This window comes from Streptomyces sp. SID8352 (assembly GCF_009862265.1).
Lineage (GTDB): Bacteria > Actinomycetota > Actinomycetes > Streptomycetales > Streptomycetaceae > Streptomyces.
The window spans coordinates 267,860-287,175 of sequence record NZ_WWGX01000022.1; the positions used below are offsets into that span (position 1 = coordinate 267,860).

General features: G+C 76.1%; 16 protein-coding genes. 11 read left to right on the plus strand and 5 right to left on the minus strand.

Annotated elements, in window-relative coordinates; all coding sequences use genetic code 11:
- Nucleotides 1-103: 103 nt before the first annotated feature.
- The gene (locus GTY84_RS06540) at nt 104-1,351 is read right to left on the minus strand and encodes a glycosyltransferase 87 family protein (protein WP_161225401.1); all 1,248 of its coding nucleotides are present in this window, start codon (nt 1,349-1,351) and stop codon (nt 104-106) included.
- A 292-nt stretch (nt 1,352-1,643) separates the two neighbouring features.
- Here GTY84_RS06540 and GTY84_RS06545 point away from each other — a divergent pair, with 292 nt between their 5' ends.
- Nucleotides 1,644-2,786, plus strand: coding sequence for a glycosyltransferase family 4 protein (locus GTY84_RS06545; protein WP_161225140.1), 1,143 nt, complete (start codon nt 1,644-1,646; stop codon nt 2,784-2,786).
- Nucleotides 2,787-2,920: 134 nt separating this feature from the next.
- Here the strand turns inward: GTY84_RS06545 and GTY84_RS06550 are convergent, their stop codons facing one another.
- Complete coding sequence (locus GTY84_RS06550; RefSeq protein WP_161225141.1) at nt 2,921-4,717, minus strand: AMP-dependent synthetase/ligase; 1,797 nt, start codon at nt 4,715-4,717, stop codon at nt 2,921-2,923.
- 260 nt (nt 4,718-4,977) lie between these two features.
- Between GTY84_RS06550 and GTY84_RS06555 the strand changes: the two genes are divergently transcribed.
- The 6 genes from GTY84_RS06555 to GTY84_RS06580 all read left to right on the plus strand — a co-directional run bounded on the left by GTY84_RS06555 (nt 4,978) and on the right by GTY84_RS06580 (nt 10,978).
- Nucleotides 4,978-5,781: a metallophosphoesterase gene (locus GTY84_RS06555; RefSeq protein ID WP_161225142.1), complete on the plus strand. Its 804-nt coding sequence runs from the start codon at nt 4,978-4,980 to the stop codon at nt 5,779-5,781.
- 487 nt (nt 5,782-6,268) lie between these two features.
- The gene (locus GTY84_RS06560) at nt 6,269-6,709 is read left to right on the plus strand and encodes an SRPBCC family protein (RefSeq protein ID WP_161225143.1); all 441 of its coding nucleotides are present in this window, start codon (nt 6,269-6,271) and stop codon (nt 6,707-6,709) included.
- 29 nt (nt 6,710-6,738) lie between these two features.
- A complete protein-coding gene (locus GTY84_RS06565) occupies nt 6,739-7,962 on the plus strand; it encodes an ArsA-related P-loop ATPase (protein ID WP_161225144.1) in 1,224 nt (407 codons plus the stop codon).
- 57 nt (nt 7,963-8,019) lie between these two features.
- Nucleotides 8,020-8,691: a DUF5304 family protein gene (locus GTY84_RS06570; RefSeq protein ID WP_161225145.1), complete on the plus strand. Its 672-nt coding sequence runs from the start codon at nt 8,020-8,022 to the stop codon at nt 8,689-8,691.
- A 181-nt stretch (nt 8,692-8,872) separates the two neighbouring features.
- Nucleotides 8,873-9,826, plus strand: coding sequence for an ROK family glucokinase (locus GTY84_RS06575; RefSeq protein ID WP_161225146.1), 954 nt, complete (start codon nt 8,873-8,875; stop codon nt 9,824-9,826).
- A gap of 387 nt (nt 9,827-10,213) precedes the next feature.
- Entirely contained in the window at nt 10,214-10,978 is a 765-nt protein-coding gene (locus GTY84_RS06580; protein WP_161225147.1) for an endonuclease/exonuclease/phosphatase family protein, read from the plus strand.
- A 344-nt stretch (nt 10,979-11,322) separates the two neighbouring features.
- Here the strand turns inward: GTY84_RS06580 and GTY84_RS06585 are convergent, their stop codons facing one another.
- Together GTY84_RS06585 and GTY84_RS06590 are read right to left on the minus strand one after the other, a co-directional pair.
- Complete coding sequence (locus GTY84_RS06585; RefSeq protein ID WP_161225148.1) at nt 11,323-11,919, minus strand: hypothetical protein; 597 nt, start codon at nt 11,917-11,919, stop codon at nt 11,323-11,325.
- Nucleotides 11,912-12,715 carry an alpha/beta fold hydrolase gene (locus tag GTY84_RS06590; RefSeq protein ID WP_161225149.1) on the minus strand — a complete coding sequence of 268 codons (804 nt, stop codon included), beginning with the start codon at nt 12,713-12,715 and terminating at the stop codon, nt 11,912-11,914. The genes GTY84_RS06585 and GTY84_RS06590 overlap by 8 nt, the downstream gene beginning before the upstream one ends.
- Before the next feature lie 175 nt (nt 12,716-12,890).
- Between GTY84_RS06590 and GTY84_RS06595 the strand changes: the two genes are divergently transcribed.
- The 4 genes from GTY84_RS06595 to GTY84_RS06610 all read left to right on the plus strand — a co-directional run bounded on the left by GTY84_RS06595 (nt 12,891) and on the right by GTY84_RS06610 (nt 17,447).
- The gene (locus GTY84_RS06595) at nt 12,891-13,658 is read left to right on the plus strand and encodes a lysophospholipid acyltransferase family protein (RefSeq protein ID WP_202549990.1); all 768 of its coding nucleotides are present in this window, start codon (nt 12,891-12,893) and stop codon (nt 13,656-13,658) included.
- A gap of 46 nt (nt 13,659-13,704) precedes the next feature.
- Complete coding sequence (locus GTY84_RS06600; RefSeq protein ID WP_161225151.1) at nt 13,705-14,907, plus strand: DUF5931 domain-containing protein; 1,203 nt, start codon at nt 13,705-13,707, stop codon at nt 14,905-14,907.
- Between the two features lie 127 nt (nt 14,908-15,034).
- Nucleotides 15,035-15,712 carry a response regulator transcription factor gene (locus tag GTY84_RS06605; protein WP_161225152.1) on the plus strand — a complete coding sequence of 226 codons (678 nt, stop codon included), beginning with the start codon at nt 15,035-15,037 and terminating at the stop codon, nt 15,710-15,712.
- Between the two features lie 739 nt (nt 15,713-16,451).
- Nucleotides 16,452-17,447: a 2-hydroxyacid dehydrogenase gene (locus tag GTY84_RS06610; protein ID WP_161225402.1), complete on the plus strand. Its 996-nt coding sequence runs from the start codon at nt 16,452-16,454 to the stop codon at nt 17,445-17,447.
- Here the strand turns inward: GTY84_RS06610 and GTY84_RS06615 are convergent.
- A complete protein-coding gene (locus GTY84_RS06615) occupies nt 17,399-19,282 on the minus strand; it encodes an anthranilate synthase family protein (RefSeq protein ID WP_161225153.1) in 1,884 nt (627 codons plus the stop codon). The two genes, GTY84_RS06610 and GTY84_RS06615, sit on opposite strands and share 49 nt — an antisense overlap.
- Nucleotides 19,283-19,316: the final 34 nt, after the last annotated feature.

Genomic DNA, 19,316 nt, shown 5'->3' on the forward strand with positions numbered 1-19,316 from the left:
GGGTCCCAGGGCAGCCGGGTCCCGGGCCGTGGGGGCTCCGTCCCCGGCTGACCGTCGGCCGGGGCCGGGGCCGGGGCCGGACGCGGTGCGCGTCTCGTCCGGGTCAGCGCCCCGCCGGGGCGCCCTCGGGGCGGGTCCCGGCGCGGTGGGGGAGCGGGAGGGCGGCGTCGCGGGGGACCGCGTCGCGCCACAGGGCGACGGCGGCGATGACCGCGGCCGCCACCAGGAGCCCGTTGCGCATCAGCAGCAGCCCGACGCCCAGCGCGTCGCTGGTGACGACATGGCCGAACCAGACGGGGAACTCCAGCGCGGTCACCGGGCAGGCCATCAGCACCAGCGCGGCGGGCTGCCGCATCCGGGTCGTGCGGAAGCAGCAGCAGACCGCCGCCAGGCCGACCAGCCACACCATGTACTGCGGGCTGAGCACCCTGCTGGTCACCGTGAACATCAGCACCGCCGTGAACGCCGCGTCCGCCGCCGTGTGCGCCGTGAACCGCGACGCCGCCAGCCGCCACAGCAGCAGCCAGCCGAGGACCATCCCGGTCAGCGCCATCGCCGCCGTGCTCACCGTGGCCACATGGGGGCCGAGGAACTCCATCGAGCCGTAGTTCAGCAGCACCCGGCCCTCCCAGCCCGCCTGCCGGGCGAAGTGGAAGACGAGCGCGCCCAGCGACTCCACCTCGGTGCCCCGGTCGCGCTGGAACGTCAGGAAGGCGAACGCCCCGGGCATGGCCGCCGCGAACAGCGCCGCCAGCCCCGCCCCGGTCACCACCGCCGCGGCCCACACCCGGCGCCCGCGCATCCCGAGCAGCACCAGGACCGGCCACACCTTCAGCAGCGCCCCGAACGCCGCCAGCGCCCCCGCGGCCCGGGGGTGCCGACCGGCGGCCAGCACCGCGGCCACCGCGACGGCGGTCACCATCACGTCGTAGCGGGCGTACACCGTCGGCCCGATCAGCGGCATGCCCACCACCCAGGCCCAGGCCCCGAGCAGGGAGCGCCCCCCGCCCCGGCCGGCGTACCCCAGCAGGGCGAGGACGGTCAGATCGGCGGCACAGGCCAGGACGAAGAAGGCCGTCGCGTAGTCCAGGAACGGCAGCAGCGCCGGGGAGAGGACGGGCAGGGCCGCGGCCGGGGGGTACTGCCAGGTGATGTCGTCCAGCGGAAACCTTCCGCCCCGCAGGACGTCGGACCAGCCCTGGTAGATCACCGACACGTCGCCGGTGACGTCCGAGCCCGGGAAGATCCACACCTTCAGCACGAACAGCAGCAGTGCCAGCCGCGACAGGGCCCACACCGCCACGAGCGCGGCCACCGCGGGCCCGCCCCGGGCCAGCCGGGCCGGCGACAGCCCGCCCAGGGGCAGGCGCAGCGGCAGTCCCTTCGTTCCGGTCACCGGCAGCGGGGCCCGGGAGGGCCTCGTGTCCGTCGTCTCCACCTGTTCGACCACCCGTCCGCGCCTGTCCTGCCGGTCGGGCCATGATGTCCCGGCCACCCGCGCCCGCGCCACCCGTGTCCGCCGCTTCCCCCGGGCCCTCCACACCCGCTCACCCCCGCGCCACCCGCGCCCCGCGCCCCTTCACCCGGTGCCGCCGCGCGGCCCGGAGCCGTCCCGGAGGGGCCGTTCGGTAGGGTCGGCGGCGATGCGCAAGACCTTGATCGTCACCAACGACTTCCCGCCCCGCCCCGGCGGCATCCAGGCGTTCCTGCACAACATGGCGCTGCGCCTGGACCCCGAGCGGCTGGTCGTCTACGCCTCCACCTGGAAGCGTGGCCGGGAGGGAGCCGAGGCCACCGCCGCCTTCGACGCCGAGCAGCCCTTCACCGTCGTGCGCGACCGCACGACCATGCTCCTGCCCACCCCGGGCGCGACCCGACGGGCGGCCGGGCTGCTGCGCGAACACGGGTGCACGGCGGTGTGGTTCGGGGCGGCGGCGCCCCTCGGGCTGATGGCACCGGCGCTGCGGGCCGCCGGCGCCGAGCGGATCGTCGCCACCACCCACGGCCACGAGGCGGGCTGGGCCCAGCTCCCCGTCGCCCGGCGACTGCTGCGCCGCATCGGCGGGTCGACGGACACCATCACCTACCTGGGCGAGTACACGCGCTCCCGGATCGCCTCCGCGCTGACCCCGTCGGCCGCCGCCCGGATGCGTCGGCTGGCGCCGGGCGTGGACGAGGGGACCTTCCACCCGGGCAGCGGCGGCGACGCCGTGCGGGCCCGGCTGGGGCTCGCCGGGCGGCCGGTCGTGGTGTGCGTCTCCCGGCTGGTGCCCCGCAAGGGCCAGGACACGCTGATCCGGGCCATGCCCAGGGTCCTGGCCGCTCACCCGGAGGCGGTGCTGCTGGTCGTCGGCGGGGGACCGTACGGGAAGGACCTGCGCCGCCTGGCCCGCGGGACCGGGGTCGCCGACGCGGTCCGCTTCACCGGCTCCGTCCCCTGGGCCGAGCTGCCCGCGCACTACGGCGCCGGCGACGTGTTCGCGATGCCCTGCCGGACCCGTCGGGGCGGCCTGGACGTGGAGGGGCTCGGCATCGTCTACCTGGAGGCGTCCGCGACCGGGCTGCCCGTCGTCGCCGGTGACTCCGGCGGCGCCCCGGACGCGGTCCTCGACGGCGAGACCGGCTGGGTGGTGCGCGGCGGCTCCCCGGAGGAGACCGCCGACCGGCTCGTCACCCTGCTCGGCGACCCGGAGCTGCGCCGCCGGATGGGGGAGCGGGGCCGGGCCTGGGTCGAGGAGACCTGGCGGTGGGACCTGCTGGCGGGGAACCTGAGGGCGCTGCTGTAGCGGGCCGCGGTCCGGCGCGGGGCGGTGGTCCGGCACGGGTACGGGAGCGGGGGCCGTGGTCCGGGCACGGGCCGGGGACGCGGGGCGGTGGCCCGGAGCCCGGCGTTCCCCGGCCGACGTGCCCGCGCCGCCGTCTACGTGGTGTAGAGCGTCTCGATCTCGGCCGCGTAGTCCCGCGTCACCACGTTCCGCTTCAGCTTCAGCGACGGTGTCAGATGCCCCGACTCCTCGGTGAACTGGGTGGCCAGCACCCGGAACTTGCGCACCGACTCCGCCTTGGACACCGCCGCGTTCCCGTCGTCGACGGCCGTCTGGACCGCCGCCAGCAGGTCCGGGTCGTCCCGCAGCGCCGCCGCCGTCGACCCGGCGGGCTTGCCGTGCTCCGCGCACCAGCGGCCGAGGAACTCCTCGTCCAGGGTGATCAGCGCGGCCACGAACGGGCGCCCGTCGCCGACCACCATGCACTCCGCGACCAGCGCGTGCGCCCGGACCCGGTCCTCGATCACCGCCGGGGCCACGTTCTTGCCGCCCGCGGTGACGATGATCTCCTTCTTGCGGCCGGTGATCCGCAGATAGCCGTCCTCGTCGAGGGTGCCGAGGTCGCCGGTGTGGAACCAGCCGTCCGCCAGCACCTCCGCCGTCGCCGCCGGGTTGTTCCAGTACTCCTTGAACAGGTGCTCGCCGTGGAGCAGCACCTCCCCGTCGTCCGCGATGCGCACCACCGAGCCGGGCAGCGGCTGGCCCACGGTGCCGATCTTCTGCCGGTCCCAGGGGTTGAAGGCGGTGGCCGCGCACGACTCGGTCAGGCCGTAGCCCTCCAGGACGGTGAAGCCGATGCCGCGGAAGAAGTGGCCGAGCCGCTCGCCCAGCGGGGCGCCGCCGGAGATGGCGTACTCGCCGCGCCCGCCGAGCACCGCGCGGAGCTTGCCGTAGACCAGCCGGTCGAAGACCCGGTGCCTGATCCGCAGCCCCAGGGAGGGGCCCGAGGGGCTGTCCAGCGCCCGGCTGTAGGCGATGGCCGTCCCGGCGGCCCGGTCGAAGATCCGCCCCTTGCCGTCGGCCTGCGCCCTGGCCCGCGCCGCGTTGTAGACCTTCTCGAAGACCCGCGGCACCCCGAGGATCAGGGTCGGCCGGAAGGCGGCCAGCTCGTCGGTGAGGCTGCGGATGTCCGGGACGCAGCCCAGCTTGATCGGCGCCATCATCGGCGCGATCTGCACCAGCCGGCCGAAGACGTGGGCCAGCGGAAGGAACAGCAGCACGGAGCACTCGTCGGTGCGGAACAGCGGGCGCAGCCGCTCGACGACGTTGCCGCACTCCGCGAAGAAGTTGCGGTGGGTGAGCACACAGCCCTTGGGGCGCCCGGTGGTGCCGGAGGTGTAGACGATGGTCGCCGTGTCGTCGGCCTTCGCGATGGAGCCGCGCTCCTCGACCGCCGCGTCGCTGACGTCCTGCCCGAGCCGCTCCAGCTCCGCCACGCCCCCGGCGTCGATCTGCCAGAGGTTCTTCAGCGCCGGGAGGTCCTCGCGCACCGACTCCACGGCGGCGGTGTGCCCGGCCGACTCCACGACGCAGGCCGTCGCGCCCGAGTCGCCGAGGATCCACCGGATCTGCTCCGCCGAGCTGGTCTCGTACACCGGCACGGTGACCGCGCCCGCGCTCCAGATCGCGAAGTCCAGCAGCGTCCACTCGTAGCGGGTCCGCGACATCAGGCCCACCCGGTCGCCCGGCTGCACCCCGGAGGCGATGAGCCCCTTGGCTGCGGAGCACACCTCGGCGAGGAAGTCGCGGGCGGACACGTCCTGCCAGACCCCGTCCGCCTTCCGGGCGATGACGGCGACCTCGGGATGCTGCGCGGCGTTTCTGCGGACGATGTCGGTGAGGTTTCCGTCCGCGGGGATCTCGTACAGGGCCGGAAGGCTGAACTCGCGCAAGACTGCTGCTCCTCATAGGGCGCCGGCGCCACGACGTTGTGTGCTGCGACGGTGTGTCCATGGCTCGGGCACGAGTGGACGGGCCGGACGTTACCCGCCGGTATGGCCTCTCCGACAGGGGGTCTCCGCGAGATGTTCGCCGCGTCACACGGTTGGGGTCTGCTTCGCGCACAGTAGTCGACACTCCGGGAGCCGAGCCAGTAACCGCAGGTCGGAACGGTCTGTTCAGCGGCTCCCGGCTCTGCCTAGGCTTGATCGCCATGGCACCCTCCTCCTCCCCGTCCGGCACCCGCACGACCCGGGTGCATGTGGTCAGCGACGTCCACGGCAACGCCCGTGACCTGGCCCGCGCCGGTGACGGCGCCGACGCCCTGATCTGCCTGGGCGACCTCGTCCTCTTCCTCGACTACGCCGACCACGCGCGCGGCATCTTCCCCGACCTGTTCGGCGTCGAGAACGCCGACCGCATCGTGGCGCTGCGCACCGCCCGCCGCTTCACCGAGGCGCGGGAGTTCGCGAGCCGGCTGTGGGCGGGGGTGGGCGGGGAGCGCGCCGGACTGATCGAACGGGCGGTGCGCGGACAATACGCCGAGATGTTCGCCGCCTTCCCCACCCCGACGTACGCGACCTACGGCAATGTCGACATGCCGCCCCTGTGGCCGGAGTACGCCCGGCCCGGTACCACCGTGCTCGACGGCGAGCGGGCGGAGATCGGCGGCCGGGTCTTCGGCTTCGTCGGCGGCGGACTGCGCACCCCGATGCGCACGCCGTACGAGATCGGGGACGAGGAGTACGCCGCGAAGATCGAGGCCGTCGGCGAGGTCGACGTGCTCTGCACCCACATCCCGCCCGAGGTCCCGGAGCTGGTCTACGACACGGTGGCGCGCCGGTTCGAGCAGGGCAGCCGGGCCCTGCTGGACGCGATCCGGCGCACCCGGCCGCGCTACGCGCTGTTCGGCCACGTGCACCAGCCGCTGGCGCGGCGCATGCGGATCGGCCGGACCGAGTGCGTCAACGTCGGCCACTTCGCGGCCACGGGGAGGCCGTGGGTGCTGGAGTGGTGACGGCGGCGGCGCGGACGGTGGGAGCGGTGACGGGGCCGGTGCCGTTCCCGGCGGGCCCGCCGGCAACGGTGAGCGCCGCACCCGGGGCCGGCGGCGCGACGCGGGCCCCGCGTGGACGCGGTGCGTCGGGCCCCGCCGGGTGCCGCGAGCGCGGGGAACCCGCGCCGGGCCGCGCACCGGGTCCCGCGGTCCGGGGCGTCGCCCCGGGGGAGCCGTCGGCGGGCGAGGGGCGCGCCCGGGAGGCGCCGGGGGCGCGGCCCGGGGAGACGGAGGAGCGGCGCGGGAGCAGTGTGCGGGCCGGACGGGAGCAGTGTGCGGGCCGGACGGGAGCGGGGCGGCCCGGAGCCCCGGGGCAGGTGGTGACATCCGGGGGGTCCGTGCGCGATAGCCTGCACGCGGCGCGCACGAGCGTCACGGCGGCGTGCGGCGGCGCACCGCGACGCACGGCCACCCATCACACCCGTCCGCATCCGGAGGAGCCACGACGATGGCGGAACACACCAGTTCGAGCATTACCATCGAGGCGGCACCCGGCGCTGTCATGGCGGTCATCGCCGACTTCGCCCGGTACCCGGACTGGACCGGCGAGGTCAAGGAGGCCGAGGTCCTCGCGACCGACGACCGGGGCCGCGCCGAGCAGGTGCGCCTCGTCATGGACGCCGGGGCGATCAAGGACGACCAGACCCTCGCCTACACCTGGACCGGCGAGCACGAGGTCTCCTGGACGCTGGTCAAGTCCCAGATGCTGCGCTCCCTGGACGGCACCTACCTGCTCACCCCGTCCGGCACCGGCACCGAGGTCACCTACCGGCTGACCGTCGACGTCAAGATCCCGATGCTCGGCATGATCAAGCGCAAGGCCGAGAAGGTCATCATCGACCGCGCCCTCGCCGGGCTGAAGAAGCGCGTGGAGACGACCGCGAAGTAGCCCCGCCCGCGCGGGTAGCGTTCACCCTCATGCGCACCCTCCTGATCACGGGCCCCGGCGGCAGCGGACGGACGACCGTGGCGGCCGCCACCGCGCTCGCCGCCGCCCGTGCGGGCACCCGCACCCTGCTCCTGGGCGCCGACCGCGACGACACCCTCGGCGCCGTCCTCGGGACGCCCACCGGACCGGCCCCGGCCGCCGTCGCCCCCGGGCTGACCGCCTGGCGCCCCGACGCCGCGCAGGGCTTCCGGGACGACCTCGCCGCCCTCCAGGAACGCGCCGCCTCCGCCCTGGAACTGCTCGGCGCCGCCCGACTCGACCCCGAGGAACTCACCCCCCTGCCCGGCGCCGACGAACTGGCCCTGCTGCGCGCCCTGCGCACCGCCGCCCCCGGCGGGGACGGACCGGCGTACGACCTCCTCGTCGTCGACCTGCCGCCCGCCGCGCGCGCCCTCGCGCTGCTCGCCCTGCCCGGGGAGCTGCGCCGCTATCTGCGCCGCCTCCTCCCGCCCGAACGGCAGGCGGCCCGCGCCCTGCGCCCCGTCCTCGGACGGCTCGCCGGGGTGCCCATGCCGACCGAGTCCTTCTACGAGGCCGCCGCCCGCTGGGACCTGGAGCTGGCCGCCACCGAGGACGTCCTGGCCGACCCGGGCACGGTCGTCCGGCTGGTCGCCGAACCCGGCCCGGCCGGGGCCGACGCCGTGCGCACCGCCGTCCTCGGCCTCGCCCTGCACGGACTGCGCGCCGACCTGCTGGTCGCCAACCGCGTCCTGCCCGGGGACGGCGCGGCCGACGGCTGGCTCGCCGGGCCGGTGGCGCAGCAGCGCAAGGCCCTGGAGGAGTGGCAGGGCACCCACGCCGTGCACCGCGTCGCCCACCTCGGACGCGACCCCCGCGGCGCGGACGACCTCGCCGCGCTCGCCGCGGCCCCGGCCGTCCCGGGCGCGGAGGCGGGCCCGGGCACCGGCGGGGACGGCGCCCCCGCGGTGGGGCGGGTCGCGTGGCCGGTCACCGACCGGCTGGCCGGGGACGGCGTCCTGGTCTGGCACATCCCCCTGCCCGGCGCCCTGCGCGAGGAGCTGGACCTGATCCGGCGCGGCGACGAACTCGTCCTCACCGCGGGGCCGTTCCGCCGCATCGTCGCCCTGCCCTCCGCGCTGCGCCGCTGCACCGTCGACGGGGCCGCCCTCAGGGACGGCACCCTCACCGTCCGCTTCGCCCCGGACCCCCGGCTGTGGCCCCGGAGCCGGTGAACACGGGGCGGCCGTTCGGGTAACGTCGTAAGGGCGAACCGTCATCAGGAGCCCGTCATGAGCGAAGACCTCCCCCCGTCCGAGGCGGACCGCCCGGACGGGACCGACCCGGCCGGGAACCGGCCGTCCGGACCGCCGGAGCCGTCGGGAGCGTCCGAGGGCCCCGGGGCGTCCGAGCCGCAGGAGGCGTCCGGGGCGCCGTCCGGGCCGACCGCGTCCTCCGCCCGGTCCGCCCGCGCCGACGGCGACCGGGTCCGCGCGACCGACGCCGACGCCTGGGCCACCGCCTGCGCCGAGGACCTGGAGGCCGAGCGGGCCCGCCGCCGGGCCGACCGGGGAGCGCCGCCCGGCTCCGCCGCCGAGGAGCTGCGGCGGCTCGTCGAGACCGTCGCCGACAAGCTCTCCGGCCTCCAGCCGCCGCCGTTCGGCCCGTTCGCCGGGCCCGCCGCACAGCAGGTGGTCCGGCAGGTCGTCCAGCAGGCCCGGGCCGCCGTGGAGCCCGTCATCGAGCGCAACCCGGATGTCTTCGACCACCTCGCGGCGGCCGGGGGCGAGATCCTCGCCGCCTACCGCTCGGCCGTGCGCGGCCAGGAGGCCCGCTGGACCTCCGGGGAGGACCCGCGCGACACCCGCGACCCGGACGCCCGCGACGGGGACGGGCCCGGCGGGGACGGGGACGACGGCGGGGACGACGGCACCGGTCCGGGCCGCCGCATCGACCTGGACTGACGCCCTCCGGCCCGCTCCCGGCCACCGCGCCGGGGGCCGTCCAGGCGCGGTGGCCGGCGCCTCTTCCGGCATGCCCGCCGGGCCTCCGTCCGAGGGGCGGGGGGCCTGCGGACGGCGCCCTCCCGGCTGCGGTGGCTCGGGTACGGTTGGCCGTAGCGGGCTCGACCGAACTGAGGGATTCATGGGACTCACCATCGGCGTCGACATCGGCGGCACGAAGATCGCGGCCGGCGTGGTCGACGAGGAAGGCGCCATCCTCTCCACCTTCAAGGTGCCGACCCCCGGTACCCCCGAGGCGATCGTGGACGCCATCGCCTCCGCAGTGGAGGGCGCCCGCTCGGGGCACGAGATCGTCGGCGTGGGCATCGGCGCCGCGGGATACGTCGACCGCCACCGGTCCACGGTCTACTTCGCGCCCAACATCGACTGGCGCCAGGAACCGCTCAAGGAGAAGGTCGAGGCCCGCGTCGGCCTCCCCGTGGTCGTGGAGAACGACGCCAACGCCGCCGCCTGGGGCGAGTACCGCTTCGGCGCGGGCAAGGGCCACCGCAACGTCATCTGCATCACCCTCGGCACCGGCCTCGGCGGCGGCATCATCATCGGCAACAAGCTGCGGCGCGGGCACTTCGGCGTCGCCGCCGAGTTCGGCCACATCCGCATGGTGCCCGACGGCCTGCTCTGCGGCTGCGGCTCCCAGGGCTGCTGGGAGCAGTACGCCTCCGGCCGCGCCCTCGTCCGCTACGCCAGGCAGCGCGCCCGCGCCACCCCCGAGCGCGCCGAGCTGCTGCTCGCGCTGGGCGACGGCACCCCCGACGGCATCGAGGGCAAGCACATCTCCGTCGCCGCCCGGCAGGGCTGCCCGGTCGCCGTCGACTCCTACCGGGAGCTGGCGCGCTGGGCCGGCGCCGGCCTCGCGGACCTGGCCTCGCTGTTCGACCCGTCCGCCTTCATCGTCGGCGGCGGCCTCTCGGACGAGGGCGAGCTGGTCCTCGACCCGATCCGCAAGTCCTACAAGCGCTGGCTGGTCGGCGGCAACTGGCGCCCCGTCGCCGAGGTCATCGCCGCGCGCCTGGGCAACAAGGCGGGGCTGGTGGGCGCGGCCGACCTGGCCCGGGAGCCCGACCCGATCATGTGACGGCCCGGGCCGGACCGGACCCCGGGTCCCGCGCCTCCGGGACCCGCGCGCTCGCTCGCACGCACCTCCGGGTTCCGCACCTCCGGGGCACGTCCGGCCCTTGCCCGCGGCCGGGCGTACCCGCCCCCGTTCCGCTGCTCCTGGTGTCCACCAGGGTGGACCGCTCCCCGTCGGACGTGTCCGGTGTCCCGCCGGTGTCCGCCAGGTGCGACCGTGCCGGTCCCGGTCCGGTGTGCCCGTTCCGGTCTCCACCTGGCGGCCCCGCCCTCCCGGCTGCTGTCGGGCGGGCCGTGCCGGTGTGCGTCGGGTGTCCGGGGTCTTCCGGTCGGCGCCGTACCCGGCGTGACCAGCGGGTGTGGTGGGTGGACGCGGCGTAGATTGGCGCGCATGGCCACGCCCACCTCCCTCCCCCCGCTCCCCAACTCCCGTACCGAGACCGACGGTTCCGCGGTCGTCCGGGTGCTCAGCTACAACGTCCGCTCGCTGCGCGACGACACCGGCGCGCTCGCCCGGGTCATCGCCGCCTGCACCCCCGATCTGGTCCTCCTCCAGGAGGCCCCCCGCTTCTTCCGCTGGCGCAAGAAGCTCGCCCGGCTCGCCGCGGCCTCCGGCCTGGTGATCCTCTCCGGAGGCGGCACGGCCGCCGGTCCGGCCCTGCTCTGCTCGCTGCGGGCCACCGTGGAGCGGACCGGGGACCTGCTGCTCCCGCTCGTCCCCGGGCGGCACCGCCGGGGCCTGGCCACGGCCGTGGTCCGGATCGGTGGCGCCCGGCTCGGCGTCATCGGCTGCCACCTCTCCCTGGACCCGCGGGAGCGCCACGCGCAGGCCGGGCTGGTCCTCGACGCCCTCGCCGGGCTGGACGTGAAGCACGCCGTGGTGGGCGGCGACCTCAACGAGGCCCCCGGCGGCCCGGTCTTCGAGCGGTTCGGCGAGGAGTTGCGGGACTGCCGGACCGTCGCACCCTGGGGCGGCGAGCACACCTTCACCCCGGCCGACCCCCGGCGGCGCGTGGACGCGGTCTTCGCCACCGCGGGCGTCGAGGTGCTGGGCTGCGGGGTGCCGTCGGGGCTGCCCGGGGTGGCGGCGGCCGATCTGCGGGCGGCCACGGACCATCTGCCGGTCCTGGCCGCCCTCCGCGTCCCCGCGGCCTGAGGCCGCGTCACCGGCGCCCGCCCGGCGGGAGGCCGGGACCGCGCCCGGCCCCGGCCGGACGGCGGCGCGGCGGGCCGGTGGGCCCTGCCCACCGGGCCGGGGCCACCGGGAGCACCCATCGGACGCCGCCGGACCCGCCCGCGCGGACGGGGGAGGGGCGACGACAGGGCCTGAGACCTGTCCGAGGATTCCCGTCCGCCTCACGAGGCCGTGCACGCACTCTCGCCGCACCGGCCCCGGCCCCGAGTACGTCCCGGACGAAGCCCTGGGGCCCGCGCGCCGGGAGTACGCGGACGACGCCGCGCGGCCGCCCCGGGGCGACGACGGCAACCGTCGGACAGGGCCTAGACCACGGCCCCGCGCCCCGGGTCCTCGTCGTCCTCGTCCGTGCGCATCCGCGTCACCAGCGTCGCGACACCGCCGAGGAAGCCGCCGATGCTGAGCGTCGTCAGCCACCAGGTCATGTCCCAGGACAGCAGCACCGCCAGCAGCAGGAGCACCGGACCGCCGAGCACACCCAGCCAGGCGAACCGGTCGGTGGCGTCGCCACCGGCCATCGGGGGCGGCTCGGGCGGTACGAAGTGGCCCTCGTCGTCCTCGTCGAAGTCGTCCTCGGACGCCTCGGCCAGACTGTGGTCGCGCGGGCCGACCCCGGGCGCGAAGGCGATCGAGCTGCCCAGCGGCCGGGCCGCGGGCGACGCCTCCGGCTCCGGGTCCGGCTTCCCGTCGTTGGGCTCCGCCTCCAGCAGCGCCAGGTCCTCCACCGACTTGAACGGCTTGGCGCCCGGCGGGTCCGGCGGCTCCTGCCCGTACCCGGCGACGATGGACTGCCAGGCGGCGTCCTCGTCGAACGGCACGCCCTGGCCCCGGGCCGCCTCGTCCCGGCGCTCCCCGCTCTCCCGGTCCTCCCGGTCCTCGCGTTCGGACTCGTACTCAGCCACCTGCTGTCGTCCCTTCCTCACCGAGACCGGGCACCGGTTCCCCCACCGCACCGGGCGCGAGCCGGCCGATGAACGCGACGCTCCGCGCGAAGATCCGGTCCGCGTCATGGTCCAACGTCGCCACGTGGTAGCTCTGTTCCAGCAGGATCTCCGTCACGTCCGCCGACGACACCCGGCCCAGCACGCGCGCCGCGTCGGCCGGCGGCACGACATGGTCCCGCGGGCTGCGCATCAGCAGCAACGGCTGGGTCACCTGCGGCAGTTCGCCGTCGACGAGACGGAAGAACGAGCGCAGCGAGTACGCGGCGTGCAGCGGCACCCGGTCGTACCCCAGCTCCTCGGCCCCCGGCTTCGCGATGTCACTGGCGATGCCCCGCGTCGAGGGCAGCACATGGCGCAGCACCGGCAGCGCGTGCCGGGCCGCCCCGTGCATCCGGTTGGCCGGGTTGACCACCATCACGCCGTTCACCGCGTCCCCGTGCCGCGCTGCCAGCCGCAGTGCCAGGGCGCCGCCCATGGACAGCCCGGCCACGAAGACCCGGGCACAGCGCCCGCGCAGGGCGCGCAGCTCCCGGTCCACCTCGGCGTACCAGTCCTGCCAGCCGGTGCGCTGCATGTCCTGCCAGCGGGTGCCGTGGCCCGGCAGCAGTGGCAGCGAGACGGTCAGACCGCGCGCCGCCAGGTACCGGGCCCAGGGGCGCAGGGACTGCGGGGAGCCGGTGAAGCCGTGGCAGAGGAGCACGCCGGTGTCACCGCCCTCGTGGCGGTACGGCTCGGCTCCGGGCAGGACCGGCACGGGTCGGTCTCCTGTCGTGGGGGGCCGGCGCAGCCGGCGCGGGGGTGCGGTACGTGCGGGTACTTCACCGTACGCGACGACACCGACACCGACCAGGGCCGTCGGGGCCATTGACGGTCCCCCGGGATAAGGTCGACCCACGCATACGGGAGGCATTCGGTTGTTGTACGGCGCGATGAAGCTCACCATCGGGGGTTCGCTGAAGCTCGCCTTCCGTCCCTGGGTGGAGGGCCGCGAGCACATCCCGGCCCACGGGCCCGCCATCCTGGCCAGCAACCACCTGTCCTTCTCCGACTCCTTCTTCCTCCCCGCCGTCCTGGACCGCAAGGTCACCTTCATCGCCAAGGCGGAGTACTTCAACACCCCGGGCGTCAAGGGCAGGCTGACGGCGGCGTTCTTCAAGGGCGTCGGCCAGCTCCCGGTGGACCGCTCGGGGGCCCGGGGCGCGGGGGAGGCCGCCATCCGGAGCGGCATCGAGGTCCTGGAGCACGGCGAGCTGTTCGGCATCTACCCGGAGGGCACCCGCTCCCCGGACGGCCGCCTCTACCGGGGCAAGCCCGGCGGCCTCGCCCGGGTGGCGCTGGCGACGGGCGCGCCGGTCGTTCCCGTCGCCATGATCGACACCGAGAAGATCCAGCCGCCGGGGAAGGTCGTGCCCAAGCTGATGCGGCCCGGCATCCGCATCGGCCGCCCCCTCGACTTCAGCCGCTACCAGGGCATGGAGCACGACCGCTTCGTCCTGCGGGCGCTGACCGACGAGGTCATGTACGAGATCATGAAGCTCTCCGGCCAGGAGTACGTCGACGTGTACGCGACCGCGATGAAGCGGCAGCTCATGGAGGCGGCGAAGGCCGGCCGGGAGGCCGGGCGGGCGGAGAAGGACGCGGGCCGGGGGGCCCGGGCGTCGCTCGCCCGGGAGGAGAGGGACCGGCCCGCGCGGTAGCGCCGGGGCGGGGCACAGCGAGGAGCGGGGACGGGGGGCGGGGCGGATGGCCGGTCGCGCGAGGGTCATGAGGATGTCGGTCGAGCTGCCGATGTGGCGCGCGCTCGCCGGGTACCGCGTGCTCACCATGCTGTACGCCATCGGCTTCTTCGCCACCGCCCACTCCGGCTTCGTCCGCCCCTGGCCGGCCGTCGGCTACTACACCGTCCTCCTCGTCTGGACCCTCGCCACCCTGCCCCGCGTCGCCAACGCGGCGAGCTGCACCAAGCGGTTCCTCGCCGCCGACCTGACCGTCGCGCTCACCGGCATCCTCCTGACCCCCTTCACCGACGACCCGGAGCGGGTCATGGGGGGCGGCCCGACCCTGCCGTCGATATGGACCGCCGGTTCGGTGCTGGCCTTCGCCCTCAAGGGCGGCTGGCGCTGGGCGGCCCTCGCCTCCACCCTGGTCGCCGCCGCCAACCTGGCCGAGCGCGGCACCTTCGCCCGCGACACCCTGCACAACGTCCTCCTCGTCTGGATCGCCTCCATCGCCATCGGCTACGTCGTCGAGGTCGCCCGCGCCTCCGAGCGCACCCTCGCCCGCGCCCTGGAGATCGAGGCGGCGACCAGGGAGCGGGAGCGGCTCGCCCGGGACATCCACGACGGGGTGCTCCAGGTGCTGGCGATGGTGCAGCGGCGCGGCGCCGTCATCGGCGGCGAGGCGGCCGAGCTGGGCCGGATGGCGGGGGAGCAGGAGGTCGCGCTGCGCACCCTGGTCTCCGGCGGGCTGGTGCCCGTCTCCCGGGTCTCCGAGGACAGCACCGACGGCGCGGTGGTCCGCGTGGTGGATGAGCCGGAGGAGGACGCCCCGGACGCCCCGGTGGACCTGCGCGCGCTGCTCGCCCCGTACGCGGGCGCCCGGGTGCACCTGGCCGAGCCGGGCACCCCGGTGCCGATGGCCCCGGCGGCGGCGCGGGAGCTGGCCGCGGCCGTCGGCGCCGCTCTGGACAACGTCCGCCGCCACGTGGGCGCGGACGCCCGCGCCTGGCTGCTGGTCGAGGACGAGCCGGACGGGGTGGTCGTCACCGTCCGGGACGAGGGCCCCGGCATCCCCGAGGGGCGGCTCGCGGAGGCGGAGGGCCAGGGGCGGCTCGGCGTGGCCCTGTCCATCCGGGGGCGGCTGCGGGACCTCGGCGGCACCGCCGAGCTGATCTCGGTGCCCGGCCAGGGCACGGAGGTCGAACTGAGGGTCCCCAGGAGGACCTGAGGGCGCGGCGGCGACCGGGCCCGCGGACGGCAGCGGCGCGGGCACGCGGGTGGCGCGGGCGCGCGGAAGGTACCGAAGGCATCGACGAACACCGGCGGGATCCACGTCCGGGGGAAGGCAGCGGGCCATGAGTGAAGAGCAGCGGCCGATCAGGGTCATGGTCGTCGACGACCACCCGATGTGGCGCGACGCGGTCGCCCGCGACCTGGCCGAGTCCGGCTTCGAGGTGGTCGCCACGGCGGGCGACGGCGACCAGGCGGTGCGCCGTGCCCGGGCGGTCCGGCCCGACGTCCTCGTCCTCGACCTCAACCTGCCCGGCAAGCCCGGCGCGCTGGTCTGCAAGGAGGCCGTCGGCGCCGATCCCTCGCTGCGCGTCCTGGTGCTCTCCGCCAGCGGTGAGCACGCCGACGTGCTGGAGGCGGTCAAGTCCGGCGCCACCGGCTACCTCCTGAAGTCGGCCTCCACCGAGGAACTCCAGGAAGCGGTGCGCCGCACGGCCGCCGGGGACCCGGTCTTCACCCCCGGCCTGGCCGGCCTGGTCCTCGGCGAGTACCGCCGCCTCGCCTCGGAGCCGGCCCCGGCGTCCGGCACCGGTGAGCCGGGCGCCCCCCGGCTCACCGACCGGGAGACCGAGGTGCTGCGGCTGGTCGCCAAGGGCCTGGGCTACAAGCAGATCGCGGAACGCCTGGTGATCTCCCACCGCACCGTGCAGAACCACGTCCAGAACACCCTGGGCAAGCTCCAGCTGCACAACCGGGTGGAGCTGGTCCGCTACGCCATAGAGCGCGGACTCGACACCGACTGAGCCCCGCCGCCCCCGGCCCGCCCTGGCACACCGGGTACCTTCCCCGTGCCGCGCCCGGCCCGCCCCCGGCACACCGGGCACGGGGCCCCGGCGGTCCCGGCCCGCGCTCCCGGCCTGGCTGCCGCCCATGGCGCCGCCCGGCCTGCCCCGGCACACCGGGCACCCTCCCCGCGCCGTCCAGCCCGCCCCTGTACACCGGGCACGGCCCCCGGCGGTCCCGGCCCGCGGCCCCGCCCCGGCTGCCGCCCACGGCGCCGCCCGGCTCGCCCCGCCACACCGGGCACTCTCCTCGTGCCGCCCGGCCCCGCCCCCGGCACACCGGGCACGGTCCCCGGCGGTCCCGGCCCGCGGCCCCGCCCCGGTTGCCGCCCGTGGCGCCGCCTGGCCTGCCCGGTAGACCGGGCACCCTCCCCGCGCCGTCCGGCCCGCCCGCCCCGGCACACCGGGCACGGCCCCCGGCGGTCCCGGCCCGCGCTCCCGCCCCGGCACCGCCCGGCCCCCCGTGCGCCGGGCAGGCCCGTCCCGGTACCGCTCGCGCCTGCGCACCGGACACGCCGCTGGGCATTCCGGCCCGCGCCCGTGCCGGGCACACCGGGTGGGTCCGTCCGGCCACGGTCCGTGCCCCGCCACGCCGGGCACGCCCGGCCCCCGTTCCGTCCGGCGCCGGACGGCCGCGCGCCGTATATTCGGGCCCGGGTCCGGGCGGCCGTCCGGACCGACCGGCGATCCGGGAGTGTCCGTGGAGATCCTCGCCTTCGGCGTGCAGGCCGACGAGAAGCCCCTGATCGAGCGGGCGTTCCTCGGCCTGGAGGAGATCCGCTGCCTGGACGTCTTCCTCACCGAGGACACCGCCCCCATCGCGGCCGGCCACGAGATCGTCTCCTCGTCCGTCAACGCGGTGCTCGGCGCCCCGGTGCTGGAGATCCTCGCGGCAGGGGGCACCCGGCTGATCGCCCAGCGCTCCACCGGCTTCAACAACATCGACCTGGCCGCGGCCGAGCGGCTCGGGCTGACCGTCGCACGGGTCTCGTACTACTCCCCGTTCTCGGTCGCCGAGTTCGCCTGGACCCTCGCGACGGCCGTCAACCGCCGCATCGTGCGGGCCTCCAACCGCACCCGCGACTTCGACTTCCGGCTCGACGGGCTGATGGGCCGCGACCTGCACGGCCGCACCGCCGGGGTGCTCGGCACCGGGAAGATCGGCGAGGCGTTCGCCCGGATCGCCCACGGCTTCGGCATGCGCCTGCTCGGCTGGGACGTCGCCGAGAACCCGGCCTGCGCCGCGCTCGGCATGGAGTACGTCACCCGGGAGCGGCTGCTCGCCGAGTCCGACCTGATCACCCTGCACGTTCCGCTGATGCCCGAGACCCGGCACCTGATCGACGCCGCCGCGCTGAAGTCGATGAAGGACGACGCCATCCTCGTCAACTCCAGCCGCGGCGGACTGGTCGACGCCGCCGCCCTGGTCGGGGAGCTGCGCGCGGGCCGCTTCACCGGGGTCGGCCTGGACGTGTACGAGGCGGAGGCGGGCCTGTTCTACCTCGACAAGTCCCTGGAGCCCGTCGAGGACGACACCCTGGCCCGCCTGGTCACCTTCCCCAACGTCCTGGTCACTTCCCACCAGGCGTACTACACCCGGGACGCCGTCGGCCAGATCATCGACGCCACCGTGCGCAACGTCGCGGACTACCGGGTCGGGCGCCGCTCGGAGAACGTGCTGGTGCCGCGCGCCTGACCGGCCAGCTCCCGCACCAGCGCCGCCCCGTCGAGCGTCAGCACCGACTCGGGGTGGAACTGCGTCCCGGCGAACCCGGGCCCGCGCAGCGCGTGCACCTCGTGCCCCGGGCTCCGGCTGACCTCGACGCCCCGCGCGGCCAGCGCGGCGGCCCGCCCGTCGTCGCAGCGGGCCACGAAGCTGTTGTAGAAGCCGACCGTCTCCGTCCGTCCGAACAGGTCGATCTCCGTCTGCGCCCCCTGGTACGGCACCTCCTTGCGGACGATGTCCAGCCCCAGCTCGGCCGCGATCAGCTCGTGCCCGAGGCAGACCCCGAGGAGCCCGTGCCGGTGCTCCCGCAGCGCCTCGGCGGTCAGCGCCCGCAGCAGGCGCATCCTCGGGTCGGCGGCGTCCGCCGGATCGCCGGGTCCGGGCCCGAGCACCAGCAGCCCGCGGTGCCCGCGCACCGCCCCGCGCAGCCCCGGCTCGTCGTGGCGCCGGACGTCCACCGCGTACCCGGCCGAGCGCAGCAGGTGCGCGAGCATCGCCGTGAAGGTGTCCTCCGCGTCCACCACCAGGGCGTGTCCGGCGTCCGCCGGCACCGGCTCCCGCATCCGCAGCCAGAACGGCGCCAGCGCGGCCCGGCGCCCGTCCAGTGCCGCCCGCACCCGGGGGTCGTCGGCGAGCCGGGGCCGCGCCGCCCCGGTGCGGGGCCGCGCGGGACGCGCCCCCAGCGCCGCCAGCACCCCGGCCGCCTTGGCGTGCGTCTCCGCGACCTCGCCGGCCGGGTCCGAGCCGCGCACCAGGGTCGCGCCGACCGGCACCCGCAGCCGCCCGGCGGCGTCGATGTCGGCGGTGCGGATGAGGATGGGGGAGTCGAGGGTCCGGGCACCGCCCGCGTCCCGCCCGAGCAGCGCCAGCGCCCCGGCGTAGTAGCCGCGCCCCCCGCTCTCGTGCCGTTCGATGACCCGGCAGGCGTTCTGCACCGGCGAGCCGGTCACCGTCGCCGCGAACAGGGTCCGCCGCAGCACCTCGCGCACGTCCAGCGAGGACCGGCCGCGCAGCTCGTACTCGGTGTGCGCGAGATGCGCCATCTCCCGCAGCCGCGGACCGACGACGACCCCGCCCATGTCCCCGACGTCGCACATCATCTTCAGCTCCTCGTCGACCACCATCGAGAGCTCCTCGATCTCCTTGGCGTCGGCGAGGAACTCCAGCAGGTGCTCCGGGGAGGGGTCCCCGGCGGGATAGCGGTAGGTGCCGCTGATCGGGTTCATCACGACCGTCCCGCCGGACATCCGCACATGCGCCTCGGGGCTCGCCCCGACCAGCGTCCGCTCCCCGGTGTGCACGACGAACGTCCAGTACGCGCCCCGCTCGGTCTCCAGCAGCCGCCGGAACAGCGCCAGCGCGTCGGCCCGCCCGAAGCCCGGGACGGTGCCCCGGTACGTGCGCCGGATCACGAAGTTGGCGCCCTCGCCCCGGCCGATCTCCTCCTCCAGCACCCGCCGCACGATCGCGGCGTACTCCTCGTCGCCGGTGTCGAAGCCGCCGTCCTCGACGCGCACCGCGTGCCCCGGGAGCGCGTCGAGTGCCTCGGCCAGCGGCACCTCGTGCCGTTCCTCGGGGGTGAGCACCAGCAGCGGCGTGCCGTCGTCGCGGACGTCGAAGCCGCGCTCGCGGATCTGCCGGAAGGGGACGAGGGCCAGCCCCTCGTCGGGCAGCGACGCCAGCCGGGCGTGCTCGGTGACCGGTCCGGTCAGCAGCTCCACCACGTCGTGGTCGCGGCCGGGGGAGCGGCGGCGCAGCAGGGCGAACGGCCGGGTGCCGGCCGCGAGGGTGTCGAGCGGGTTCATGTGATCCGGGTCCTTCTCGTCGTGGAGGAGAGGG

Excerpts from the sequence above, each read along its gene's own strand:
- GTY84_RS06555 (WP_161225142.1), top strand. The coding sequence starts at position 4,978 with ATGGCACCCTCCTCCTCCCCGTCCGGCACCCGCACGACCCGGGTGCAT.
- GTY84_RS06545 (WP_161225140.1), top strand. The coding sequence starts at position 1,644 with ATGCGCAAGACCTTGATCGTCACCAACGACTTCCCGCCCCGCCCCGGC.
- GTY84_RS06605 (WP_161225152.1), top strand. The coding sequence starts at position 15,035 with ATGAGTGAAGAGCAGCGGCCGATCAGGGTCATGGTCGTCGACGACCAC.
- GTY84_RS06595 (WP_202549990.1), top strand. The coding sequence starts at position 12,891 with ATGAAGCTCACCATCGGGGGTTCGCTGAAGCTCGCCTTCCGTCCCTGG.
- GTY84_RS06615 (WP_161225153.1), bottom strand. The coding sequence starts at position 19,282 with ATGAACCCGCTCGACACCCTCGCGGCCGGCACCCGGCCGTTCGCCCTG.
- GTY84_RS06580 (WP_161225147.1), top strand. The coding sequence starts at position 10,214 with ATGGCCACGCCCACCTCCCTCCCCCCGCTCCCCAACTCCCGTACCGAG.
- GTY84_RS06575 (WP_161225146.1), top strand. The coding sequence starts at position 8,873 with ATGGGACTCACCATCGGCGTCGACATCGGCGGCACGAAGATCGCGGCC.
- GTY84_RS06565 (WP_161225144.1), top strand. The coding sequence starts at position 6,739 with ATGCGCACCCTCCTGATCACGGGCCCCGGCGGCAGCGGACGGACGACC.
- GTY84_RS06600 (WP_161225151.1), top strand. The coding sequence starts at position 13,705 with ATGGCCGGTCGCGCGAGGGTCATGAGGATGTCGGTCGAGCTGCCGATG.
- GTY84_RS06560 (WP_161225143.1), top strand. The coding sequence starts at position 6,269 with ATGGCGGAACACACCAGTTCGAGCATTACCATCGAGGCGGCACCCGGC.
- GTY84_RS06570 (WP_161225145.1), top strand. The coding sequence starts at position 8,020 with ATGAGCGAAGACCTCCCCCCGTCCGAGGCGGACCGCCCGGACGGGACC.